Origin of the sequence: Archangium sp. (assembly GCF_036277355.1) — a bacterium.
Taxonomy (GTDB): domain Bacteria; phylum Myxococcota; class Myxococcia; order Myxococcales; family Myxococcaceae; genus Archangium.
The window spans coordinates 13187-35006 of the sequence record NZ_DASUNC010000104.1; the positions used below are offsets into that span (position 1 = coordinate 13187).

Consider the following 21820-nt stretch of genomic DNA (forward strand, 5'->3'; position numbering starts at 1 on the left):
CCCACGGAAGCGCGGACCGGGCCCAGACTCCTCTACCCGCAAAGACAAACAGCGGGCCCCCACTCACGTGGGAGACCCGCTGCTCAGGTCCGGGACAGTTGTCTCGGAGCGGGGCGACTACTTGCCCGCGCGGTACGAGGTCCACATGCTGTTCATGCGGCTGTTCTGGCCGGCGCTGAACGTGTTCATGCAGGAGTCGTACGAGTAGTCCATGAAGTTGGTGATGGGGTCCAGACCGGCCAGCGTCGGGCAGCTGTCACGGCCGGTGGGGCAACCGGAGGCGCCGGACTGCTCGGCCGGGGTGTCGCTCACGCTGTCGTTGGTGGTGGTGCAGCCGCCCTGGAACGTGTGGTACAGGCCCATCCAGTGGCCGACCTCGTGGGTGCCCGTGTCGCCCTGGTTGTAGTTGGTGGCCGTGCCGCCGGGCAGCGAGCTCTGGAGCACCACCACGCCGTCCAGCTTGTTGGTGCTGGAGTAGCTCCAGGGGAAGGTGGCCCAGCCCAGCAGGCCGCCGCCCATGTTGTTGGTGTAGAAGTTGAGGGCGGTCGCCGTGCCCCTGCGCAGGGCGTTCTTCATGTTCGTCTCACACGTGCCGCCGGTGCAGGTGTAGTACGAGTCGTTGTTCGTGTAGTCCGTGCCCGCCAGATAGAAGCTGAAGCCGGACGGCGCGAAGGCGTTGTTGAGGACGGTGATCTGGTTGTTGATCTGCGTGGTGGTCACGCCGCCGGCGCCCGCGCTGCTGCGGATGACGTGGAAGTACACGGGGATGGAGACGGCCTGGGCGCTCACCGTGCCGCCCATCGCCTGGCGCGCCTTCAGCACCTCATAGCGCGACTCGATCTCAGCCACCTGCTCGTCGGTGAACGACTCGGCGCCGCAGTTGCGGGGGTCGGCCACCTGGGCCTCCACGCCGGCAACCTGCTCCGCCTCGTCCACCGGGCCGCAGCCCGTCATCGCAGCAACCGCACCGAACACCAGAATCGACTTGATCGTCCGCATGTGAATCCACCTTTCCCAATCGGGAGGGCCAACTGAAGGGGACTCGACTTTTAGATTGCTCCAATAAAATGATCAAACCCTTTATTCTTTTTTAAGCCGGTTTTACTTGACTGCGCGCGGCAATAGTTGCAGCCAAAACCACTACCTTCCGCGTCAAAATTTGCACGAACAATGGATTATCCGTTGCGTCAATGGTTGCAGTGGCAACCACTTTCATTCCACCCGGGTCCCGGGTCCGGGAGCAGAAGAGTCTGGCGTAGCATCGCGGCGGACCCGAGGGCCGCCGAGGCCCGTGCGCGTGCGAGGAGAAGAAGTGAAGGCGCGATTCTCATGGATGGTGATGGCCGTGCTGCTGCTGATGCCCCTGGGGGCCCTGGCGGCGCCCAAGCGGCTGGTGCTGCTCTTCACGGGAGACAACCGGGGGGAGATCGCCCCTTGCGGCTGCAAGGATGAGCCACGGGGCGGACTGGCCCGGAGGAAGCTGGCCATCGAGGCGGAGCGGGCCCGGGGCCTGCCCACGGTGTTGATGGACGCGGGCAACGCCCTCTTCCGCGAGAAGGTGCGCCGGGAGGAGAGCGTGGTCCACCAGAAGGCACAGCTGGTGCTCGAGCAGATGGAGGCGCAGGGCACGGTGGCCATGGCGGTGGGGGAGTACGACCTGTCGCAGGGCCTGCCCTACCTCCAGAAGCTCACGCGGGCGCGCAAGAAGATGAAGCTGCTGTCGGCCAACCTGGTGGACAAGGCCGGCAAGGCGCCCTTCGCGCCCTCCCTGGTGGTGGAAGCCGGAGGACTGAAGGTGGGCGTGGTGGGCGTGTCCCCCGAGGGCGCGCCCACCGGGGAGCCCGGGCTGAAGGGGCTGCCTCCGGTGGAGAGCGCGCTGGCCGAGGCGCGCAAGCTGCGCAAGACGAAGAAGGTGGACGTGGTGGTGGTGCTGGCGGCGGTGCCCTATCAGGAGGCCGTGAAGATGGCCCTGCGGGCCGGGGACGCGGTGGACTTCGTGGTGCAGTCCCACGAGGCGAGGGGCATGGGCATTGGCGAGCTGGTGGGCAGCCACGCCGCCGTCTTCCCCGCGGGGGAGCTCGGCAAGCAGGTGACGCGGCTGGAGCTGAGCGTGGAGGGGCCGGGGCCCTCGAAGGACCTGGGCTCGGGCTCGCGGGCCCGCCAGCAGCTGCGGGTGGTGGAGGACAACCTCCTGAAGGCGCAGGAGCGGTTCGCCAGCGCCAGGGACGAGCCCACGCGCGGCGAGCTCACCCGCACCATCCAGGAGCTGGAGGGCCGCATGCGGCAGCTCGAGACCGAGGTGGACGTGAAGCCGCCCGCCGGCGGGCGCGCGCACCAGCTCTCCTACCTCACCCTGGGCCAGGCGATGCCGGACGACCCGGCCCTGAAGCAGCGGGTGGATCAGATCGAGCCGGTCGGCTCGGTCACCGCGAAGAACTGACGGGCAAAAAAAGCGGGTGCCCGTCTCCGGGCACCCGCTGGGAGCTTCACCGGAGGATGCCGGGCGTTACGGGCAATCCGACGGCTTCACGAAGGACTCGGTGACCGACGGCACCGTCGCGCCCTTCGAGCGGATGAGGGTGGCACTCGCGCCGACGCCGACGCCGTACTTGGCGAACGCGCTCCACACCAGGCAGCGGTGCACATTGCCGGCATTGGCCACCGACTGCAGGATGCCATCGCGCATGTGCTCGTAGTACGGAGCGGCCGGCGTGTAGTTCATGCCGTCCACCAGGTAGCCCATCAGCGTGTCCTTGGACACGCCCGCGGCCTGGAAGTTGAGCCACAGCTGCCAGCCAATCGCACCGTACACCTCGCCATCGAAGTGCACGCCGCTGCCCGTCACGTTCCCGTAGGTGCGCGGGTAGTTGGTGTACGGCGCGCTGCGGATGCCCATGTCGCTCGAGGCCGAGTACTCACCCACGCGGTCGTTGTCGTTGAGGATCACCGCCAGCACGTCGCTCATGCCCTCGCCGATGGCACCGGAGATGGGGCCGCTCATGGAGCCGATCATGCGCCAGGTCAGGCCGTGCCCGTACTCGTGGTAGACGACGTCGGAGTCCACCGACGAGTCGCGCTGCAGCGGCGCCGACAGGGACTTGCGGATGGTGCCGAACACGCCGGTGACCGAGCGCAGCGTCGCGCCCGTGGTCTGGCCGACGAACACGGACGGGATGGTGATGGTGTTGTCCGTGCCGCCCATCGTCATCACGCCATCGCCCGCGTTGTTGGCGATGATGGCCCCCGTGGCGCCCGCGAGCTGCGCGTTCTTCACCTTCACCGAGAAGCCGCACGTGCCGCGGTCGATCAGCGCGAGCTTCCCGGTGAGCGAGCCGGCCGCAAGGGCCTCGCAGCCATCCGAGGTGGCGCCCACGCCGTCATTGACGAGCACGATGTCACCGGTGACGCCCGTGGTGGTGAGCACCGGGCCGAACGCGGCGTCACCCTGCGCCACGTAGTTGCCGGCGATGGACGCCGGCAGCTGCACGTTGACCTGGTGGGTGCCCACGCCCGTCCACAGGTACATCTGCATGCGCGGGTTGGAGCCGTCGGCCGGCGTCGCGAAGTTGGCGTTGTCGGTACCGCTGCCGTCCTGCGCCTCGGCGTCCACGGAGTCGCTGCCCGCGCCGCCCTTGCCGAAGTTGTTCTCCTGGAAGTTCAGCGCCGCCTCGTTGAAGCCGTAGCGGTAGAGCGTGTCGTGGATGACGTTGTTGAGGTAGAACAGGTTCTGCACGGACACGTCGCGGTTGAGGCTGGTGGTGGGCGCCTGCGCCAGGTCCGCCACGGCGAGGAAGTCCCCGTTCGTCACCGCGGTGCCACCGGTGTCCGGGGCGTTGTTCGCGTCCGCGTCCAGGTAGGCCCGGACGTTGTTGCCGGCGATCAGCCGCGTGGTGAGGCCCGAGGTGTTGAGCCAGCCGATGGGCGACTGCGCGTTGCCCGTGCCCGCGCCGCTCACGATGGCCTGCGGGGTCTTCGTGGGATCATTCGTGAAGACGTTGTACCGGTCGTTGGCGGTGCGCGACTCGGTGGAGAGCACCCGGCCCTCGCCGCTGACCAGCGTGTGCGTGAGCTGATTGCTCCTGGCCGTCCACGTCTCCACCAGGAAGCCCGTGCGGAGCGCGCCGTTGGCCGACGCGTAGGCGACGCGCTCGGCCGTCGGGCCGCGGTGGAAGAAGGCGCCACCGGCGAAGGAGACGGTGTTGCCCTCGCGCGACTGCTCCGCCGGCTGCGTGTCGCGCAGCTCGGGATAGAGGTGGCGCAGCGCGAGGCCCACCGCGTCGGACTCGGACACGCGCGCCGAGACCACCGGGCCCGCGGCCGCCGTACCATCGATGAAGTGGATCAGCTCGCCACGGCCGTTCACCGCCGCCTTGGCGTAGGCGCCGTGAACGCGCAGGCCCCCCACGTACTGCTCGAAACGGACGTGGGTGATGTCACCCTGGCGCGCCTCGCTCGCGCGCAGGGAGCCCACGGTCATCTCGGAGGCCCCCCGCGAGCGCAGGAAGCCGGCCGCGATCGCGCTCGCCCCGGAGCGCGAAGGCGCCGTCAGGGCGCGCTCCGACTGGTACACCCGCGCCCGCGCCTCCGCGACCTCGTCACCCGAGGCGGGGGCGGCACTGGCGACACTCGAAAACGTCACAAGTCCAATCACTGCGTTGCGCAGACGCATGTCTTCTCCCGATGGGTACCACGTGGAGGAAAAACGTGAACTGCTCGCGATTCATAAGAAATCTGGAAGACAAAATAAAGCGAAATTGTGTCACATCCGTACTTTTATTGCAGGACTGGAAGGCCGGCGCCCAGCGAACCCAGGGGGGCGGGTGGAGCTGGAGCGCTCGCGAGCCGGGTACGCCTACACGATGGCGTGGGCGAGGATCCGCTCGAAGACGCGCGGATTCGAGCCCAGCCAGCGCACCAGGGGACGGCGCAGCGCGGGCCTGCGCGCCAGCATCAACATGGCCCCCGTCAGCCACGCGTACTTGCGGAACGCACGCTGGAAGACCCGCTCGTAGGGCAGCAGGGACTCGCGCGTTCCGCCCTTCGCCAACGCGTCCGGCAGCACGTTTCCCAGCGCCTCCGCGCACGTGAAGGCCAGGGACAACCCCTCCCCCGTCACCGCGTCCACGTACCCCGCCGCGTCCCCCACCAGCGCGAAGCGGTCCGCCACCCGCGCCCGCGCCGCCCTCGCCAGCGGCCCCGCCCCCCGCGCCTTCGAGTCCGGCTCCGCGCCCACCACCCGCTCGGCCAGCGAGGGAAAGCGCGCGAGCAGCGAGTCGAAGCCGATGCGCCCCGGCAGCCCGTCCGTCCACAGGAAGGCCACCCCCACCCGCTCCTCACCCGCTGGCGTCACGTACGCCTCCACGCCGTCCGACAGGTGAACCTCCACGAAGGGCGCCCATGGCTTCATCCGGAAGTGCCGCCGCAGCCCGAAACGCCTCGGCCCCGCCACCTGCAACTCCAGCCCCTCGGCGCGCCGCAGCGGCGAGGCCAGCCCGTCCGCCGCCACCAGCATCCGCGCCCGCAGCGGCCCGGCCGCCGTCTCCACCTCCCACCCGTCCCCCGTGCGCCGCTGGCCCACCACCGCGCAGTGCTCGCGCAGCTCCACGCCGAGCGCCCGGGCCCTCGCGGCCATCGCCGTCACCAGCGCCACCCGCCGCACGCCCAGCCCTCCGGGCGCCGGCAACCGGCCCTCCGCGCCGCTCCCGTCCTCCTGCACGTAACGGATGCCCACGAAGGGAGCACACTCGCGCCTGTCCAGCAGCGACAGCGCCCCGAAGCGCTCCAGCGCCGCCACGCCCGAGGGCATCAGCCCCTCCCCACACGCCTTGTCCGGCGGCACCGTGGCGCGCTCCAGCACCACCGTGTTGAGGCCCCGCTTCGCCGCGGTGAGCGCCACCGCCAGCCCCGCGGGCCCTCCTCCCACCACCGCCACGTCCCAGGCGCTCACCCGTCCCGCCCCGAGCGGGCGAAGGCCAGCGCGCTCTTCGCCATCTCCACCACCAGCCCCACCGTCCCCACCTTCTTCGGCGCCGTCAGCTCCTCCGCCAGGTAGCGCCGCAACGCCTCGCTCCGGCGCAGCTTCCCGCTCGAGGTGCGCGGCAGCGTCCCCGGCTCCAACACCCGCACCGTGTGCGCCTTCACGCCCGTGCCCGCCAGCACCGCCTCGCGAATCCGCTCCTCCAGGCCCGCTGCTTCCGCGCCCGGCGCGTGCTCGGCCAGTATCAGCAGCGCTTCGTCGTTCTCCCCCTCGGGCGTGAAGCCCAGCGCCACCGCGCAGCCCGTGCGCAGGCCCTCCACCCCCTCCAGGCACTCCTCGAACTCCTGCGGCGCGTGGTTGGCCCCGCGGATGATGACCAGGTCCTTCGCGCGGCCCGTGAGGTACAGCTCCCCGTCCGCCTCGAAGCCCAGGTCTCCCGTGTCCAGCCAGCCCTCGGCGTCCAGCGCATGCGCCGTCGCCTCCGGGAGGCCCACGTACCCCGCCATCACCGAGGGCCCTCGCGCGAACACCCGCCCCACCCGCCGCTCCTCCACCCCGTGGCCCAGCTCGTCCCGCACCCGCACCTCGAAGCCCGGCACCGGACGCCCCACGGACACCACCTCGCGCGCGCCGTCCACCACGCGCCGCTCCGTGGCCAGCACCCGCGCGTCCACGCCCAGCGCGCGCGGCCCTCGTCCCGCGGGCGGGAAGGTGACGGCCAGCGTGGCCTCGCTCAGCCCGTACACCGGCCGCAGCGAGCCCGCCTGGAAGCCCCACCGCGAGAAGCGCTCCGTGAAGAGGCGCAGCGTCTCCACCGACACCGGCTCCGCGCCGTTGAGCGCGTGCATCCAGCCCGACAGGTCCACTCCCTCCAGGTCCGCGTCCTTCACCCGCTTGAGGCACAGCCCGTAGGCGAAGTTGGGCGCGGGCGAGACGAAGCCCCGGTGCCTCGACAGCGCGCGCAGCCACAGCGCCGGCCGCGCGAGGAACACCTCGGGGGGAATCAGCACCATGCCGCCCGGGTAGTACACCGCCGACAGCAGACAGCCGATGAGGCCCATGTCGTGGTACAGCGGCAGCCAGGACACGCCCACCGGCTCCCGGTCCACCGGCCGCGGCAGCTCCGCCTCCAGCGCCGCCAGTTGCGCCATCAGGTGGCCCTGCCGCAGCCCCACCGGCTTCGGGTCCACCGTCGAGCCCGAGGAGAACTGGATGACGGCGAGCGACTCGGGCGTGACGCGCTCGGCCAGGTCCCCGTCCTCGCGCGCCACCTCCTCCACCGTGTGGCAGCCGAGCCTCGGACGCGCCGCCGCCACGGACTCGCCCAGCAGCAGCCGCACCTTCGCGTCCGTGAGCACCACCACCGCGGCCGACACCTCCAGCATGCGCGCGGTGGAGCGGTGGTACTCCTCCAACCGGCCCAACCGCACCGGCGGATAGAGCGGCACCGGCACCGCGCCCGCCAGCAGCGCGCCGAAGAAGGCATCCATGAAGCCCGGCGAGGTGGGCAGCAGCAACGCCACGCGCTCGCCCGGAGCCACCCCCAGACGCCTCAGGCCCGCGGCGAAGCGGCGCGCCCGCCCATACACCTGCGCCCAGGACAGCGGCGTCTCGCGCTCGCTGGCGTCCACGAAGACGAGCCCCAGCGGACTCCGCGCCGCGGCGGCGAGCGCCTCGTTGACGGTGGCGTGCTTCAGCGCCGGCAGCGCCGGGCCCTTCACGGGGCACCTCCCGAGGCCGCCGCCCGAGGCGCCTCGGCGGCCTTCGCGGCCACCAGGCGCATCAGGTCACCCACGGTGTTCACCCCCACCGAGTCCTCCATGGAGAGGCGGATGCGGAAGTGGTTCTCCAGCTCCACCGCCAGCACCGTCAGCCCCATGCTGTCCAGCCGCAGGTCCTTCATCAGGTGGTGCGAGGGCTCCACCTCCTCCTGCCACTCCAGCTCCTGGGAGACGATGCGGCGTATCTCGCGAAGCACGGCGAGCTCGTTCTCAACCACGGGGCACCTCCGGAATGAAGCGGGGCTTGTCAGAGAAGGCCTCGGCGTAGAGCGCGCCCAGGGCCTCCTCCTCGGCGCGGATGCGCACGCGGAGCAGCAGGGCGTTGCCCAGCGAGAAGACGAGGGCCGTCACCCAGGCCCCATGAATGAGCGGCACCGCGGCCAGCTCCAGCACCACCGCCACGTAGTTGGGGTGGCGCAGGAAGCGGTACGGCCCGCGTGTCACCGGCGCCAGGCCGGGCACCACGATGATGCGCGTGTTCCACCGGTCTCCCAGCGAGGCGATGGCCCAGTAGCGCAGCGCCTGCGCCACCAGCGCCACGCCCAGCGCCCCGAGGCCGAGCGCCCCCGGGAATGGACGGGAGAGCCCCACCACCTCGGCCACGCACGCCACCAGGAAGAGCGAGTGCAGCACCACCATCACCCGGTAGTGGGCCTGTCCCGTCTCCACCCCACCACGCGCGAAGGCACGCGCCGCGTTGCGCTTGGAAAGGACGAGCTCCACCAGCCGCTCGGCGCCGAGCAGCCCCAGGAAGCCGAGATAGCCCGCGAGTGAGCTCACCATCGCAGCAGCACCAGCTCGGCGCAGAAGCCCGGGCCCATGGCCATCATCACGCCCCAGTCCCCGGGCCGGGCCTCGCCCGACTCGAGCATCTCGCCCAGCACGAAGAGCACCGAGGCCGAGGACAGGTTGCCCACCTCGCGCAGCGACGCCCACGAGCGCGCCAGCGCGTCCGGCGGCAGCTCCAGCGCCTCCTCGAAGGCCTGCAACACCTTGGGGCCACCGGTGTGCGCCACCCAGTGCTTCACGTCCTTCCGTGTGAGGCCATGCTCGGCGAGGAAGCCATCCACGTCCCGGCCGATGAACTCGCGCGCCAGCTGCGGCACCTTCGCCGACAGCACCACCTTGAAGCCCGTGTCCACCACGTCCCAGCCCATGATGCGCTCGGTGTCCGGGTACATCACCGAGCGCGTGGCCACGACGCGAGGGCCGGCGCCGGAGCGCTCGCCGCCCTGCAACACGACGCACGCCGCCCCGTCTCCGAAGAGGCCCGAGGCGATGATGTTGGGAATGGACAGGTCCTCGCGCTGCAGCGTCAGCGAGCACAGCTCCACGGAGATGAGCAGCGCCGTGTGGCCCTTCCACGCCCGGAGGTAGTCCGAGGCGCGCGCCGTGCCCGCCGCGCCCGCCACGCAACCGAGCCCGAAGATGGGCGTGCGCTTCATGTCCGGACGCATGCCCAGCCGGTTCATCAGCCGCGCCTCGATGCTCGGCGTGGCGATGCCCGTCACGGTGACGAAGAAGACGTGGTCCACGTCCTGGGGGGTGAGCCCCGCTCGGTCCAACGCCTTGCGCACCACCTGCTCGCCCAGGTCCGTGGCGACTTGAATCCAGGCGTCGTTGCGCTGCTGGAACGTGACGAGCTTGGGGTACTGCTCGATGGGCAGCGCGAGGAACCGCCCATCCACCTGTACCGAGCGGTGCAAGTCCTCGAGCCGCTCGAGGTTGTAATGGCGGGTGGCCCAGAGCTCGCGCAGGGCGCCGATGATCTGGTCCTGGCGGGCGTAGTGGGGAGGAAGCATTCGCTCCACCGCGCGGATGACGGGGAGAGAGTCCTGACCTGATGCGGAGTTCATCGGCGCCGTCCCTGTAAGGGTAGGGAGCGACGGTTGCTCACCCAGGAGGGTGCGAGCAATGGGGAAACGCGCGAAAGCGGCGAGCGCGCCTGTCGTCTTGTTCACAACACCTCGGCTGCCACCCAGCGCGCCTCGCAGGGACATCCACAGCACAGCCTGGGCAGAGCGATTCACACCCGCGGGACACACGAGGGGTCCCCGGCCGTCTCCGGGTGGACAGCAGCCCCGTCAAATGTCAGGGGCACGCCGGTTGCTGAGGGGCCTCGGGCATGCACCGTGCCTTCCTGCTGTGTGCCTTGATGGGTGTCATGCTCTGGGGTCCCGATGCCGAGGCCGCTCGCCGCGCTTCCTCGAGCCGGAGCACCCGCAACACCTCCGGCATGCTCGCCAGCCGCGCCGCCGCCCGCGCCTCCCTCTGGGTGGGCCTTCCCTCCCTGCGCAGGGTGAGCCACTCCGTGAACGATGACTGCTCCGGCCTCGCCAACCTCGCCTACCGCAAACGCGGCCTGAGCCTCCTGCCCGAGCGCACCCTCCCCGGTGAGAACGGCGTGGCCGCCATCTACCGCAAGGCCAGGAGCCTCGGCTCGCTCCACGAGACCCCTCGCCCGGGAGACCTCGTCTTCTTCCGCGAGACGTATGACCGCAACCGCGACGGCCGGCGCAACGACGGCCTCACGCACATCGGCGTCGTCGAGCGCGTGGACCGCGACGGCACCGTCACCTTCGTGCACCGCGCGGGCGGAGGTGTGAAGCGCGCGAAGCTCCACCTGCACCAACCCGCCCTCCGCCGGGACGCGAAGGGCCGCGTGCTCAACGACTACCTGCGCCGCCCCGAGAAGAAGGCCACCTATCCGCGGCTGGCTGGAGAGCTGCTCGCGGGCTTCGCCACCGTGGACCAGCGGTGGTTCACCTCGCCTTGACGACGCACGCCCCGTGGATAACTCCACGGGGCGCGTCCGGCCCGGGATTCCCGGGTCACCACTACCGGGTCACCACTACCGGGTCTCTACTGCGGCAGCGGCGCCGCCTCGTCCGTCTCGCGGGGCACCTGCATGCGCGGCTCGGTCTGGATGAGCTCGTTGAACATGACCTCCAGCTGCTCACCCATGACGGCCAGCTCCTCCCTGGTCATGAGCTTCTTCACGCTCTTGAAGAGCTCCTTCTCCTCCTCCTCGACGTGGTGCTCCACCATCTCCTGGAGCACCTTCATCTTCGCCTTGAACTGCGCGTCGGAGGGGTCCATGTCGAGCAGGTCCGCGATCACCCGCTTCACCGCCAGGTGCTCCTCCACCGCCTCCTGGAGCTTGTCCGCCGTGGGGCCCACGTAGACGCTGGGGTAGAAGAGCTTCTCCTCGATGGTCGCGTGCGCCGCGAGGTTGTCCGCGATGCGCGCGAACAGGTCCAGCAACACCTGCTCGCCCTTGCCCTCGCTGGCCTTCTCGAACTTCTCGAACAGCTCGTCCACCTCGCGGTGCTGCTGCTTCAACAACTCGATGGCGTCCACCATGGTGTCTCCACTCCTGCGTGGGTTTGTGTGAGCGTTCTCTGACCGGCCTAACTTCGACACGGTGCGTGGAGACGCCAACGGGAAGATCCTTCCCCCGTGGAAACGCCTCCCCACGCCTGCCCCCCCGCTCCCCGGCCGGACGGAAGCACTCCGAAACCGTGGACGGTGGTGCCCCGGCTGCGGTTCACTGGGAGCCGTGATGACTCCTCACGACGCAGAGAAGGCCCTGGTGGACGCGGAAGTGGTGCCATGCGTGGAGGCGTCCCTCGCGGACGCCCGCAGGCTCGTGGAGGCATGCCTCGCCGAGGGCGTGCCCGCGCTCGTCCACCGCGAGGCGTGCAGCAAGCCCTCGTGCTCCCCGAAGTTCCAGGTGCTCGTGCGCCCCGAGGACGCGCCCCGCGTCGCGGGCCTCCTCCAACAGCGCTGGCTGGACACCCTCCAGCGCGAGGGGCTCGTCCCCGAGGGACAGCTCATGCGGGCGGTGCCCGAGGAGGGCGAGCCTCCCTGCCCCGCATGCGGTACGGCGGCGCCCCTGGTGCGGGGCGCGTGCAGCGACTGCGGCCTCCAGCTCGAGTGAGCTACGGGCTGCTGGCGGAAGCCGACTCGTGCGGACGCTCCACCACCTCGGCGGAGGGCGCCTTCGCGGGCTCGAGCAGCGTGAGATCCGCCACCACCGGGTAGTGGTCCGACGCCTTCACGCGCAACACCTTGCTGTGCCGGGGCATGAAACGGTCGCTCGCCAGCACGTAGTCGATGCGCAGGTTGGGGATGACGGGCAGCGGGTACGTGTCCGCGCTCCCCTCGCCCCGCAGCTCGAAGACGTCCGCCAGCTCGCGCTTGAAGAGCCGCAGCGAGCCCGAGTCGGGCGTGTCGTTCATGTCCCCCATGAGCAGCTTGGGCCGCGGATCCGCCGCCATCAGCTTCATGATGGCCGCGCTCTGACGCACGCGGACGCCGCCGTTGAAGGGACGCCGGGTGAGGTGGGTGACATAGACGCTCACGTCCTGCCCGTGCACCTTCATGTTGACGCGCGCCACGGTGCGCGGCTCGGTGCCCGTCTCCACCGGCAGCGGGTGCTGCTCCACCGACTCCAGCGGGAAGCGGGAAAGGAGCGCCACACCGTAGTCACCGCCGTACAGGCTGGTGGTGCGGAAGTGGGCGAAGTACTTCAGGCCGGTGCGCCGGGCCAGCTCGGCGGGCTGATCCAACCCGTTGGCGCGATGCGAGCCGACGTCCACCTCCTGCAGCGCGACGATGTCGGGCGAGGCGGAGCGGATGACCTCCGCCACCTTGTCCAGGCCGCGAATGGCCGACTGGATGTTGAAGGTCATCACCCGCAGATCGCCCTCGCCCCGTGAGGACACGGGAACCGCCAGGGCCCCGGGGGCCGAGAGCGTCACCTGTGCCGCGTCGGCGCGGAGGGACGAGGGGGAGGAGGCACACGCGAGGGAGCTCGCGAGGAACAGGCCGGCCAGGAGTCGGTCGATTCGCATGGAAGGGGGCGATGATGTCAGCAATCCCCCGCACCGTCTTCCCTCCCCCTGCGAGTCAGGCCGGAGGGCAACCAGGCGGGCGCGCCCCTACGCCCACGCGAAGGCCTCGCGCAGCGCCTCCTTGCCCCCCTTCTCCAGCACCTGGCCGTGGCACGGCACCACGCGCTCGAAGTCCCAGCCGAGCACGCGCTCCTTCCAGGCCCGCAGCGCCGCCTTGTCCTTCACCATGGACTTGAGCAGCCACGTGGCCGCCAGCTTCCCGTACGCCCCGCACAGCTTCAGGTACGTGCGCGTCAGCCACGAGGGCGTCTCGTGGATGTTGAAGGCCAGGTCGGTGAGCAGCAGCGTGCGGCTGGGGCGGTGGAAGAAGGCGAACTCCTCGAGCTTGGGGATGCCGTGCGCCAGCAGCAGCTCGAGCGTGGGCGACTGGCCCACGTCCATCACGTCCGACAGCTCCACGTCGATGCGCAGGTCCGGCCGCTTCGCGCGCAGCCCCGCGGGCGCGAGCACCTTCGCCGCCGGGTACGCCGCGGCCCAGTCCCCCAGCGACAGGTGGTGCATGGTGTTGGGCGCCACCAGGAAGCGCACCGGCCCCAGCGCATCCACCGCGCCCTTCGTCTCCGCGTCCAGCTTCACCGGCGAGTGCAGCCACAGGCCTCCGTCCGGCAGGCGGATCACCGTCATCCGGCCGCCCAGGGCCATCCCCCCGATGCGGAAGGGCACATCCAGGACGAAGAGGTCATCGGACAGCGGGCGCAGCATGGCATGGCTCCTTGTGTCGACCGGCTCCCCCGAATCCACCCCAGGGCGGGAAGACGCGCCAGCATTCTTCCCCGCGACGGCCGGGGCGGGGCCACCGCACGGAAAGAAGACGTCCCCCGGGGTGTTTGGCGCATGATGCGCCCCATGCCGCGACCCCCTCCCCTGCCAGGACCCTCCCTGTCCTCCGCCCTCGGAGAGCTCGCGCGCACCCAGCAGCGGGCCGGGCGCTCCGCCACGGTGGGACTGGCGCTGCTCGGCGTGGTCGCGCTGGCCAGCCCCCTGCTCGGCTACCGCGAGGACCTTCAAAATGCCCGCGAGGAGGTGCTCGGCAACCTCTCCAGCCAGGCCCAGGTGCAGGCCGAGGCGCTGGGCGTGCACCTCGGACTGCTGGAGGCGGAGCTGCGCCGGCTGGCCGAGCACCCCCAGCTCATCCCCGAGGACGGCCCCTCCGGCCTGGAGGCGGCCATGCTGGACAACGCCTTCCACCACTCGCCCCTCTTCTCCGAGGGCGTGGCCCTGCTCACCGCCTCGGGGCGCCGCGTGTGGAGTGATCCGCCGCAGATGTCGCTGGGGGCCTCGCCGCTGACGTCCCGCACCTGGTTCCGCCGGGTGCTGGAGGAGGGCGTGTCGGAAATCCACCTGCTGGAGGGGACGGACGGGCCGCTGGTGGTGGCGGTGCCCGTGCGGCACGGAGGAAAGGTGACGGGCCTGCTGGTGGGCGAGCTGCGCGCGGGAGCCCGTCCGCTGCCGGGCGTGCGCTCGGGGGGCGCGGACATGTCGCTGCTGCTGGACGAGCAGGGCCAGCTCCTGCTGCCCGTGCCCCCGCCGCGCTTCCGCTGGAACGCGGAGCTCGCCACGCGCGTGCGGGCCCTGGCGGACGCCCCCGGCCCCATCGTGCTGGACGACACGCACATGCTGGGCGCGGCGGCCCGCGTCCCCTTCCAGGGCGTCAACAACCTGCTGCTGGCGGTGCTGGAGGACGAGGAGCGGGACATCGCCCGGCTGCGGCGGCGCTTCCTCGGGCAGCTGCTCTTCCACGTGGCCCTGCTGGGCAGCACCCTGCTGCTCTTCACCTTCCTGCTGCGGCGCTCGTACCGCACGCTGCTGGCCGGAGAGGAGCGGCTGCGCCACCAGGAGACGATGGCCGCGCTGGGCGCCGCCAGCCAGCTCATCGCCCACGAGGTGAAGAACGCCCTCAACGGCATCCAGGCGGCCCTCTCGCTGATGAAGCCCGCCGCCTCCGCCGGAGAGGTGGCCCTGCCCGTCCTGCGCTCGCAGATACAGCGGCTGGGACACCTGGCCCGCTCGCTGCTGTCCTTCGGCGCCCCGCGCGCCGCCCCCGCGCGCCGCTCCTGCGAGCTGCGCCTGCTGGTGGAGGAGGCCCTCCAGTCGGTGCGCCTGCTGCCGGAGGCCGAGGACGTGGCCCTGGAGGTGCACCTGGCCGAGGGCCTCACCGTGCATGCCGACCCGGCGCTGCTGGTGTCCGCCATCGACAACCTGGTGCGCAACGCCGTGGAGGCGGGCGCGGTGGCGCACGACACGGGCCTGCGTCCCTCGCCGTGGGTGCGGGTGAGCCTCGCGCGCGAGGACACCGAGGCCGTCGTGCGCGTGGAGGACAACGCGGGCGGCGTGGACCCGGACCTCGAGCCGCGCCTGTGGGAGCCCTTCGCCACCGCGCGCGCCAAGGGCGTGGGCCTGGGACTGCCCATGGCCCGCACCGCCGTGGAGTCCCACGGGGGCCACCTCACCTATACCCGCCTGCCCGATGGCAGCCGCTTCACCCTGCGCCTGCCCCTGGAGAGCATGTCATGAGCACCTCCCTGCTCCTGGTGGATGACGACCGCAGCTTCGCCTCGCTGGCCGCCTCCGTGCTCACCCACGAGGGCTTCCGCGTCCGCACCGCGCGCTCCCTGCACGAGACGCGCGCCGCCCTCGCCCGCGAGGCCCCCGACCTCGTCATCCTCGACCGCCGCCTCCCGGATGGGGACGGGCTCGCCTTCCTGCCGGAGCTGCGCACGCTCGTCCCCGGCGCCGTGGTGCTCATGGCCACGGCGCACGGGGACATCGCCAGCGCGGTGGAGGCCATCAAGGCCGGCGCGCGCGACTACCTCTCCAAGCCCGTGGAGCTGGATGACCTGGTGCTGCGCGCCCGCCGCGCCGCCGAGGACGTGCAGCTGCAGGAGCGCCTGCGCCGCGCCGAGAGCGCGCTGGGCGGCCGCCACCGCATGCAGGTGCCGCGCTCGCCCGCCATGCGCCACACGCTGCAGATGCTCGAGCGCATCGCCACCTCGCCGCGCAGCCCCGTGCTGCTGCTGGGGGAGACGGGCGTGGGCAAGGAGGTGCTCGCCCGCCACCTGCACGTGCTGCGCGAGGAGCAGGGGCCCTTCGTCCACGTCAACTGCGCCGCCCTGCCGGACACCATGGTGGAGAGCGAGCTGTTCGGCCACGAGCGCGGTGCCTTCACCGACGCGCGCACCGCCCGGCGCGGCCTGGTGGAGGTGGCCAACGGCGGCCTGCTCTTCCTCGACGAGGTGGGCGAGCTGCCCCTGCCGCTGCAGGCCAAGCTGCTCACCTTCCTGGACAAGGGCGCCTTCCGGCGGCTGGGCGGCAGCACCGAGCTGAGCAGCACCGCGCGCGTGGTGGCCGCCACCAACCGGGACCTCAACCAGGAGGTGGCCGCCGGCCGCTTCCGCGAGGACCTCTACTTCCGCCTGAGCGTCTTCAAGGTGGACATCCCCCCGCTGCGCGAGCGCCGCGAGGACGTGCTCCCCCTGGCCGAGTCGCTGGTGGCCGAGCTGTGCGCGGAGCTGGGCCGCCGCCCGGTGGGCTTCTCCGCCGCCGCGCGCGAGCGGCTCGGGCGCTACCCCTTCCCCGGCAACGTGCGCGAGCTGCGCAACGTGCTCGAGCGCGCCCTGGTGCTCGAGCCCGGCCCCAACCTGGAGCTGGAGGCGCTCGCGCCCCGTCCCGGCGGCCCCGCCCAGCTGTCCGACCCCCACGCCTTCGTCGTGGCCGGCCCCCCGCCTCCCCTGGAGGAGGTCGAGCGGCGGTACGTGCGCCATGTCCTCGAGCGCCTGGAAGGCCGCCGCATGGATGCCGCCCGGGCGCTCGGCATCTCCTACCCCACCTTCCTGCGCAAGCTCGGCGAGGAGTAGGCCGCGGAGAGCAGGCAGGCGGTTCAAGGTTCTTTCATCGCCGCCGGGCCCCACTTCAAATTTCTTGAAGTCCTCCGGGCCTCCCTCGACACGCTTCCGAGGGAAGCCCCCCTCCACACCCCTTGGCACGGCCCTTGCCCTGTAGGGGCGGACACGCGGCGTGATCCTCCCGGGGAGCACGCCGCCTTCTGGGTGTGGAGGCTGAGAGAATGAAGTCCAACGAGCAGAAGGCCGGTGAAGCCGGCTCGCTCCGGGCGGTGCTGGCCAGTGATGGGCCCGCCTCCCTGGTGGTCTTCCTGGTGGCCCTGCCGTTGTGCATGGGCATCGCCCTGGCCTCGGGCGCCCCCATCATGTCCGGGCTCATCGCCGGAGTGGTGGGCGGGCTGGTGGTGGGGCTCTTCGGCGGCGTGCCGCTGCTGGTGAGCGGCCCGGCGGCCGGCCTGGCGGTGATGGTGTTCGGCTTCATCCAGGACCTGGGCTTCGCGGCCACGTGCGCCGCGGTGGCGGCCGCGGGCCTCATCCAGATGGCGCTCGGCGGCATGAAGGTGGCGCGCGCGGCGCTGGGCATCTCCCCGGCCGTCATCCACGGCATGCTCGCCGGTATCGGCATCCTCATCGTGCTGGGCCAGCTGCACATCGTGCTGGGCGGCGCGCCCCAGTCCAACGCCTGGGCCAACCTGCGTGAGCTCCCCGGGCAGATCGCCGGCCTGCACGGCCCGGCGACCCTCCTGGGCCTCGTCACGATTGGCATCCTGGTGCTCTGGCAGGTGATGCCCAACAATGCCCTCAAGAAGGTGCCCGGCCCGCTGGTGGCGGTGGTGGCCGGCTCGGTGGCCGCGGCCGTGTGGGGCACGGACGTGAAGCGGGTGGAGCTGACCGGCAGCCTCTTCGAGAGCATCCAGCTGCCCGCGCTGCCCACGAACTGGGGCGCCTTCGCGGCGGCGGTGTTCTCCCTGGCCCTGGTGGCCAGCGCCGAGTCGCTGCTGAGCGCGGTGGCCACGGACAAGCTGCACACCGGCCCGCGCGCCAACCTGGACAAGGAGCTGTTCGCCCAGGGCATGGCCAACACGCTCTCCGGCCTGATGGGCGGCCTGCCCATCACCGGCGTCATCGTGCGCAGCGCCGCCAACATCTCCGCGGGCGCCAGGACGCGCGCCTCCGCCATCCTGCACGGCGTGTGGATGCTGCTCTTCGTGTCCCTGCTGGGCGCGCACCTGGGCCTGGTGCCCCTCACCGTGCTGGCCGGCCTGCTCGTCCACGTGGGCGCCAAGCTGGTCAACCTGCACCACATCCAGGAGCTGCGGAAGCGCGGTGAGCTGTCCGTGTACGTGGTGACGGTGGCCGGCGTGGTGGGCATCAACCTGCTGGCCGGTATCGCCCTGGGCTTCGCGGTGGCGGTGGCGCGGCTGCTGTGGCGGCTGGGCCGCGTGCAGGTGGACGTGAAGAAGCAGGGCGAGGTGCACCAGGTGCGCGTGGGCGGCGCCCTCACCTTCGTGGGCGTGCCCCAGCTGTCCTCCGCGCTCGCCGCCGTGCCCACCGGCGCCCACGTGGAGCTGGACCTCGCCGTCGAGACGCTCGACCACTCCGGCTACGAGGCCCTCGAGAGCTGGTGTCAGAACCATCGCAAGACGGGCGGCAAGGTGTGGATGGAGCCGCTCGAGGAGGTGTGGACGCGCAAGGGCTCCACTCCCGTCAACAAGTCCGCTGTGTCTGTTTCCCCCACCCTCTCTTCGGAAAGCGCTTGATCATGAAGAAGCTCGTTCAAGGACTCCTCGACTTCCAGCGGCACAGCCTTCCCGCCTACCGCGCCACCTTCGCGCGCCTGGCCCATGGACAGACGCCGGACTGTCTCTTCATCGCCTGCTCCGACAGCCGGGTGGTGCCCAACCTCTTCGCGTCCACCAACCCGGGGGACCTCTTCGTCATGCGCAACGTGGGCAACATGGTGCCCCCCTCGGACGCCATGGGCATGTCCCTGAGCGATCGCTCCGAGGCCGCCGCCCTGGAGTTCTCCCTGCTCACCCTGCCGGTGAAGGACATCGTGGTGTGCGGCCACTCCGGCTGCGGCGCCATGAAGGCCATCCTCTCGGGGTACAACGACCAGAAGACGCCCAACCTCAGCAGCTGGCTGGACGTGGGCCGCCCCGCCCTGGCCGCCTTCGAGCGCGGGGGGAAGTTGGGCGCGGGCCTGCCCCCGTATGACCGGCTCAGCCAGTACAGCGTGCTGCAGCAGCTCGAGCACTTGAAGACCTACCCCCTGGTGCGCGAGCGGCTGGCGGCCGGCACGCTGCGGCTGCACGGCTGGTGGTTCGACATCGGCCAGGCGCGCGTGCACGCCTACCGCCCGGACGTCGAGCGCTTCACCCCCATCGACGAGCTCGAGGGGGAGCGGATGCTCAAGGAGATGGAGATGGCCGGCGGCTCCGCGGAGACGTCGCACTCCGCCGCCTGAGCGCATCCAGCGCTTGGAAAAACCGCCGCCCCTCCTAGGATGGGCGGCATGGACGCACAGCGGCTCGCCCGGGAGGACTCCTTCGAGAACGAGACCTTCACGGACCTGGACCTCCAAGGGAGTGACCTGGGCCGGAAGGAGTTCTACCGGTGCACCTTCCAGCGGTGCCAGTTGCAGGAGAGCCGCTGGAAGGAGACGAAGCCAAGACGGCCTTCCTGCGCTGCTCGGCCCAGGAGGCGAACTTCTTCGACCTGGACCTGACGGAAGCGGACTTCTCCGGGACGGACCTCACGGGCAGCAACTTCCGGGGCTGCAACCTCACCCAGACGGACTTCTCCACCGCGACGGGCGCATTCCTGGACCCGGCCAACAACCGCCTCAAGGGCACCCACGTGCCCGTCGAGACCGCCGGGCTCCTGGCTCAGTCGCTCGGCATGCGCGTCTCCGGATTCAACGGTGACGGGGGCGAGCGCCCCAGCCGCAAGAAGTCCCGCTCCTGAGTCCACCGAGTCCCGACATGAGCCCGATGAAGAAGGCCGCGGCGAAGAAGGCCGCGACGAAGAAGGCCGCGACGAAGAAGACGCCCGCGAAGGCACCGGCACCCGCGAAGGCCAGGGCGCCGGCCGAGAAGAAGACGCCCGCCGAGGAGACGCCGATCATCGCCTTCGCGAAGCCACGTGACTGGGCGGACTGGCTCGCCAGGAACCATGCGTCCTCGCGCGGCCTGTGGCTGAAGCTCGCCAAGAAGGACTCCGGCATCGAGTCCGTCACCTACGCGCAGGCGCTCGAGGTGGCGCTCGCGTGGGGATGGATCGACGGGCAGAAGGACCGCTTCGATGACACGGCGTGGATCCAGAAGTTCACGCCGCGCGGCCCCAGGAGCATCTGGTCGAAGATCAACCGGGAGAAGGCGCTGGCGCTCATCGAGGCGGGCGAGATGAAGCCGCCGGGGCTCGAGCAGATCGAGCGCGCGAAACAGGACGGACGCTGGGAGGCGGCCTACGACTCGCCGAGCCGCGCGGCCGTGCCCGAGGACCTGTCGGCCGCCCTCGCCGCCAACCCCCGCGCGGCCGAGTTCTTCGCCACGCTCAACGCCGCCAACCGCTACGCCGTGCTGTTCCGCGTCCACACCGCGAAGAAGGCCGAGACCCGCGCCCGGCGCATCGCCCAGTTCGTCGAGATGCTCGCCCGGCACGAGAAGCCGCATCCCTGACTCGTCAGTGAACGACGAGCACGGGCTTCTTGCAGACCCGCACGAGCTTGTCCGTCACGCTGCCGAGGATGGCGCTGGCCATCGTCCCCAGCCCGCGGCTGCCCACCACCACCAGGTCGATGTCCTTGTCGTGCTCGGCCCGCTCCGCGAGCGCCACCGCGGGGCTGCCGTTCAACATCACCACCGACACCTCACACCCCGACTCGCGCGCAATCCGGGCCGCGTCGCGCAGGATGACCTCTCCGTTCTTGCGGTCGGACTCCTCCAGATCGGCGAGCTGCCCGGTGTACACCTCCGACAGATGGGACATGGGCGCCAGTGCATACACGAGCACGAGCTGCGCCTTCACACCGAAGGCGTACTCTCCCGCCTTGCGGAGCGCTCGCAGCGACAGGTCGGAGCCATCCACGCCCACGAGGAACTTCTTCATGACACACCCCCTGAATGGGACTCGGGGTCCGTTTCACGGGCCGTGCCACACGGGGTGTCAGGGGTTTCCGTGACGCCCTTCGCGCAAAGCCTGCGGGCCGCAGGGCTCCCCCGCAATTCCTGCCGCCTCGGGTTCACGCGATGTGAAGCACCCGACACGGGCACACTCAATACGGGTACGGCCCCTGGTCCTGGCCCAGCCGGGAGGAGTCCACACCCCAGGAGGCGAGCACGGTCTCGAGCTGCTCCGCCTTCTGTTGACAGGCACCGGTCCGGCCCACATACCAGGGCGGCATTTCCCTTCCCCTCCCGGAGCCACCCCATGTCCTCCCTGTCGATGTATCAGGCCTCCATCCCCGTCTTCATCCGCATGTTGGGCAACCTGTCGGCCATCCTCGAGAAGGCCGTCGCCTACGCCACGGCGAAGAAGATCGAGCCGTCCGTGCTCATCAACGCCCGGCTGGCCCCCGACATGCTCCCGCTGTCCTTCCAGATCCAGATCGCCAGCGACATGGCCAAGGGCTGCGCCGCGCGTCTGGCGGGAATCGACGCCCCGAGCATGCCCGACACGGAGAAGACCTTCCCCGAGCTGCAGGAGCGCATCGCGAAGACGATCGCCTTCCTGCAGACCGTGAACGCGGCGCAGATCGACGGCAGCGAGGAGCGCGACATCGTCCTCAAGATGCGCAGCGGTGAGTTGCAGTTCAAGGGCCAGTCCTACCTGCTCGACTTCGTGCTGCCCAACTTCTACTTCCACATCACCACCGCCTACGCCATCCTGCGCCACAACGGCCTGGACGTCGGCAAGACGGACTTCCTCGGCGGACGCTGAGGCACGGGCCCGGCGCGGCACGTTGCCGTGCCTGGTCATTGGAACCAGCGCTCAGGGGTGCTCCCGTGGGACTGGACGGGGCACCTTCCGGCCGCGCGGCGTTCCAACTGGTCCGACCATCGGACCAGTTGCTCCCGAGCGCGGCCGGAACCTCCCCCAGACCCGAGCGTCTTCAACTGGGCTGAGCCATCCAGCGCAGGAGGGAGCGCTCCGGGCACGGTGCCGCCAGACTTGGTCGGGTAGACCGGGGAGTTACCTCCCCGGCCCCCCACGGATCCGGACGTGCGGAATTCCCGCATCCGGCTCTTCGGCTCATGGACTCACTGCGAGCGGAAGCCCATCTCGCACCCTGCGCTGGACGAGCTC

At 70.8% G+C, this 21820-nt stretch carries 22 protein-coding genes; 10 read left to right on the top strand and 12 right to left on the bottom strand.

Annotation, left to right across the window (positions count from 1 at the left end; translation table 11 throughout):
* Positions 1 to 117: 117 nt before the first annotated feature.
* A complete protein-coding gene (locus tag VFZ09_RS27215; RefSeq protein WP_329730594.1) occupies positions 118 to 999 on the bottom strand; it encodes a zinc metalloprotease in 882 nt (293 codons plus the stop codon).
* A 313-nt stretch (positions 1000 to 1312) separates the two neighbouring features.
* Between VFZ09_RS27215 and VFZ09_RS27220 the strand changes: the two genes are divergently transcribed.
* Positions 1313 to 2440: a 5'-nucleotidase gene (locus VFZ09_RS27220; RefSeq protein WP_329730595.1), complete on the top strand. Its 1128-nt coding sequence runs from the start codon at positions 1313 to 1315 to the stop codon at positions 2438 to 2440.
* A gap of 66 nt (positions 2441 to 2506) precedes the next feature.
* On the opposite strand, the gene VFZ09_RS27225 is transcribed toward VFZ09_RS27220, so the two are convergent.
* The 6 genes from VFZ09_RS27225 to VFZ09_RS27250 form a co-directional block, all read right to left on the bottom strand.
* Positions 2507 to 4669 carry a M36 family metallopeptidase gene (locus tag VFZ09_RS27225; RefSeq protein WP_329730596.1) on the bottom strand — a complete coding sequence of 721 codons (2163 nt, stop codon included), beginning with the start codon at positions 4667 to 4669 and terminating at the stop codon, positions 2507 to 2509.
* Between the two features lie 183 nt (positions 4670 to 4852).
* The gene (locus VFZ09_RS27230; protein WP_329730597.1) at positions 4853 to 5947 is read right to left on the bottom strand and encodes an NAD(P)/FAD-dependent oxidoreductase; all 1095 of its coding nucleotides are present in this window, start codon (positions 5945 to 5947) and stop codon (positions 4853 to 4855) included.
* Positions 5944 to 7698 carry a fatty acyl-AMP ligase gene (locus VFZ09_RS27235; protein ID WP_329730598.1) on the bottom strand — a complete coding sequence of 585 codons (1755 nt, stop codon included), beginning with the start codon at positions 7696 to 7698 and terminating at the stop codon, positions 5944 to 5946. Before VFZ09_RS27235 ends, VFZ09_RS27230 begins: the two co-directional genes overlap by 4 nt.
* A complete protein-coding gene (locus tag VFZ09_RS27240; RefSeq protein WP_329730599.1) occupies positions 7695 to 7976 on the bottom strand; it encodes an acyl carrier protein in 282 nt (93 codons plus the stop codon). Before VFZ09_RS27240 ends, VFZ09_RS27235 begins: the two co-directional genes overlap by 4 nt.
* A complete protein-coding gene (locus VFZ09_RS27245; RefSeq protein ID WP_329730600.1) occupies positions 7969 to 8541 on the bottom strand; it encodes an isoprenylcysteine carboxyl methyltransferase family protein in 573 nt (190 codons plus the stop codon). Before VFZ09_RS27245 ends, VFZ09_RS27240 begins: the two co-directional genes overlap by 8 nt.
* Entirely contained in the window at positions 8535 to 9614 is a 1080-nt protein-coding gene (locus VFZ09_RS27250) for a type III polyketide synthase (RefSeq protein WP_329730601.1), read from the bottom strand. The genes VFZ09_RS27245 and VFZ09_RS27250 overlap by 7 nt, the downstream gene beginning before the upstream one ends.
* A 269-nt stretch (positions 9615 to 9883) precedes the next feature.
* Between VFZ09_RS27250 and VFZ09_RS27255 the strand changes: the two genes are divergently transcribed.
* On the top strand, positions 9884 to 10534 hold the full coding sequence (locus tag VFZ09_RS27255; RefSeq protein WP_329730602.1) for a CHAP domain-containing protein: 651 nt from the start codon (positions 9884 to 9886) through the stop codon (positions 10532 to 10534).
* 86 nt (positions 10535 to 10620) lie between these two features.
* On the opposite strand, the gene VFZ09_RS27260 is transcribed toward VFZ09_RS27255, so the two are convergent.
* Positions 10621 to 11118: a hemerythrin domain-containing protein gene (locus tag VFZ09_RS27260; RefSeq protein WP_329730615.1), complete on the bottom strand. Its 498-nt coding sequence runs from the start codon at positions 11116 to 11118 to the stop codon at positions 10621 to 10623.
* 202 nt (positions 11119 to 11320) lie between these two features.
* On the opposite strand from VFZ09_RS27260, the gene VFZ09_RS27265 reads away from it, so the two are divergent.
* Entirely contained in the window at positions 11321 to 11698 is a 378-nt protein-coding gene (locus VFZ09_RS27265; protein ID WP_329730603.1) for a hypothetical protein, read from the top strand.
* A gap of 1 nt (position 11699) precedes the next feature.
* On the opposite strand, the gene VFZ09_RS27270 is transcribed toward VFZ09_RS27265, so the two are convergent.
* Both VFZ09_RS27270 and VFZ09_RS27275 read right to left on the bottom strand, forming a co-directional pair.
* Positions 11700 to 12614: an endonuclease/exonuclease/phosphatase family protein gene (locus VFZ09_RS27270; protein WP_329730604.1), complete on the bottom strand. Its 915-nt coding sequence runs from the start codon at positions 12612 to 12614 to the stop codon at positions 11700 to 11702.
* Between the two features lie 87 nt (positions 12615 to 12701).
* Positions 12702 to 13376, bottom strand: a complete 675-nt coding sequence (locus VFZ09_RS27275; protein ID WP_329730605.1) for a DUF4336 domain-containing protein — start codon at positions 13374 to 13376, stop codon at positions 12702 to 12704.
* Between the two features lie 144 nt (positions 13377 to 13520).
* Here VFZ09_RS27275 and VFZ09_RS27280 point away from each other — a divergent pair, with 144 nt between their 5' ends.
* From VFZ09_RS27280 to VFZ09_RS27305, 6 genes are all read left to right on the top strand, one after another.
* On the top strand, positions 13521 to 15188 hold the full coding sequence (locus tag VFZ09_RS27280) for a sensor histidine kinase (RefSeq protein ID WP_329730606.1): 1668 nt from the start codon (positions 13521 to 13523) through the stop codon (positions 15186 to 15188).
* Complete coding sequence (locus VFZ09_RS27285) at positions 15185 to 16528, top strand: sigma-54 dependent transcriptional regulator (protein WP_329730607.1); 1344 nt, start codon at positions 15185 to 15187, stop codon at positions 16526 to 16528. Before VFZ09_RS27280 ends, VFZ09_RS27285 begins: the two co-directional genes overlap by 4 nt.
* Before the next feature lie 209 nt (positions 16529 to 16737).
* Positions 16738 to 18273, top strand: a complete 1536-nt coding sequence (locus VFZ09_RS27290) for a SulP family inorganic anion transporter (RefSeq protein WP_329730608.1) — start codon at positions 16738 to 16740, stop codon at positions 18271 to 18273.
* Positions 18274 to 18275: 2 nt separating this feature from the next.
* On the top strand, positions 18276 to 18980 hold the full coding sequence (locus tag VFZ09_RS27295; protein WP_329730609.1) for a carbonic anhydrase: 705 nt from the start codon (positions 18276 to 18278) through the stop codon (positions 18978 to 18980).
* Between the two features lie 149 nt (positions 18981 to 19129).
* The gene (locus VFZ09_RS27300; RefSeq protein WP_329730610.1) at positions 19130 to 19480 is read left to right on the top strand and encodes a pentapeptide repeat-containing protein; all 351 of its coding nucleotides are present in this window, start codon (positions 19130 to 19132) and stop codon (positions 19478 to 19480) included.
* 17 nt (positions 19481 to 19497) lie between these two features.
* On the top strand, positions 19498 to 20193 hold the full coding sequence (locus tag VFZ09_RS27305; protein ID WP_329730611.1) for a YdeI/OmpD-associated family protein: 696 nt from the start codon (positions 19498 to 19500) through the stop codon (positions 20191 to 20193).
* Positions 20194 to 20197: 4 nt separating this feature from the next.
* Here the strand turns inward: VFZ09_RS27305 and VFZ09_RS27310 are convergent, their stop codons facing one another.
* Positions 20198 to 20623, bottom strand: coding sequence for a universal stress protein (locus VFZ09_RS27310; protein ID WP_329730612.1), 426 nt, complete (start codon positions 20621 to 20623; stop codon positions 20198 to 20200).
* 166 nt (positions 20624 to 20789) lie between these two features.
* Positions 20790 to 20918, bottom strand: a complete 129-nt coding sequence (locus VFZ09_RS27315; protein WP_329730613.1) for a hypothetical protein — start codon at positions 20916 to 20918, stop codon at positions 20790 to 20792.
* Positions 20919 to 20944: 26 nt separating this feature from the next.
* Between VFZ09_RS27315 and VFZ09_RS27320 the strand changes: the two genes are divergently transcribed.
* Positions 20945 to 21454, top strand: a complete 510-nt coding sequence (locus VFZ09_RS27320) for a DUF1993 domain-containing protein (RefSeq protein ID WP_329730614.1) — start codon at positions 20945 to 20947, stop codon at positions 21452 to 21454.
* Positions 21455 to 21820: the final 366 nt, after the last annotated feature.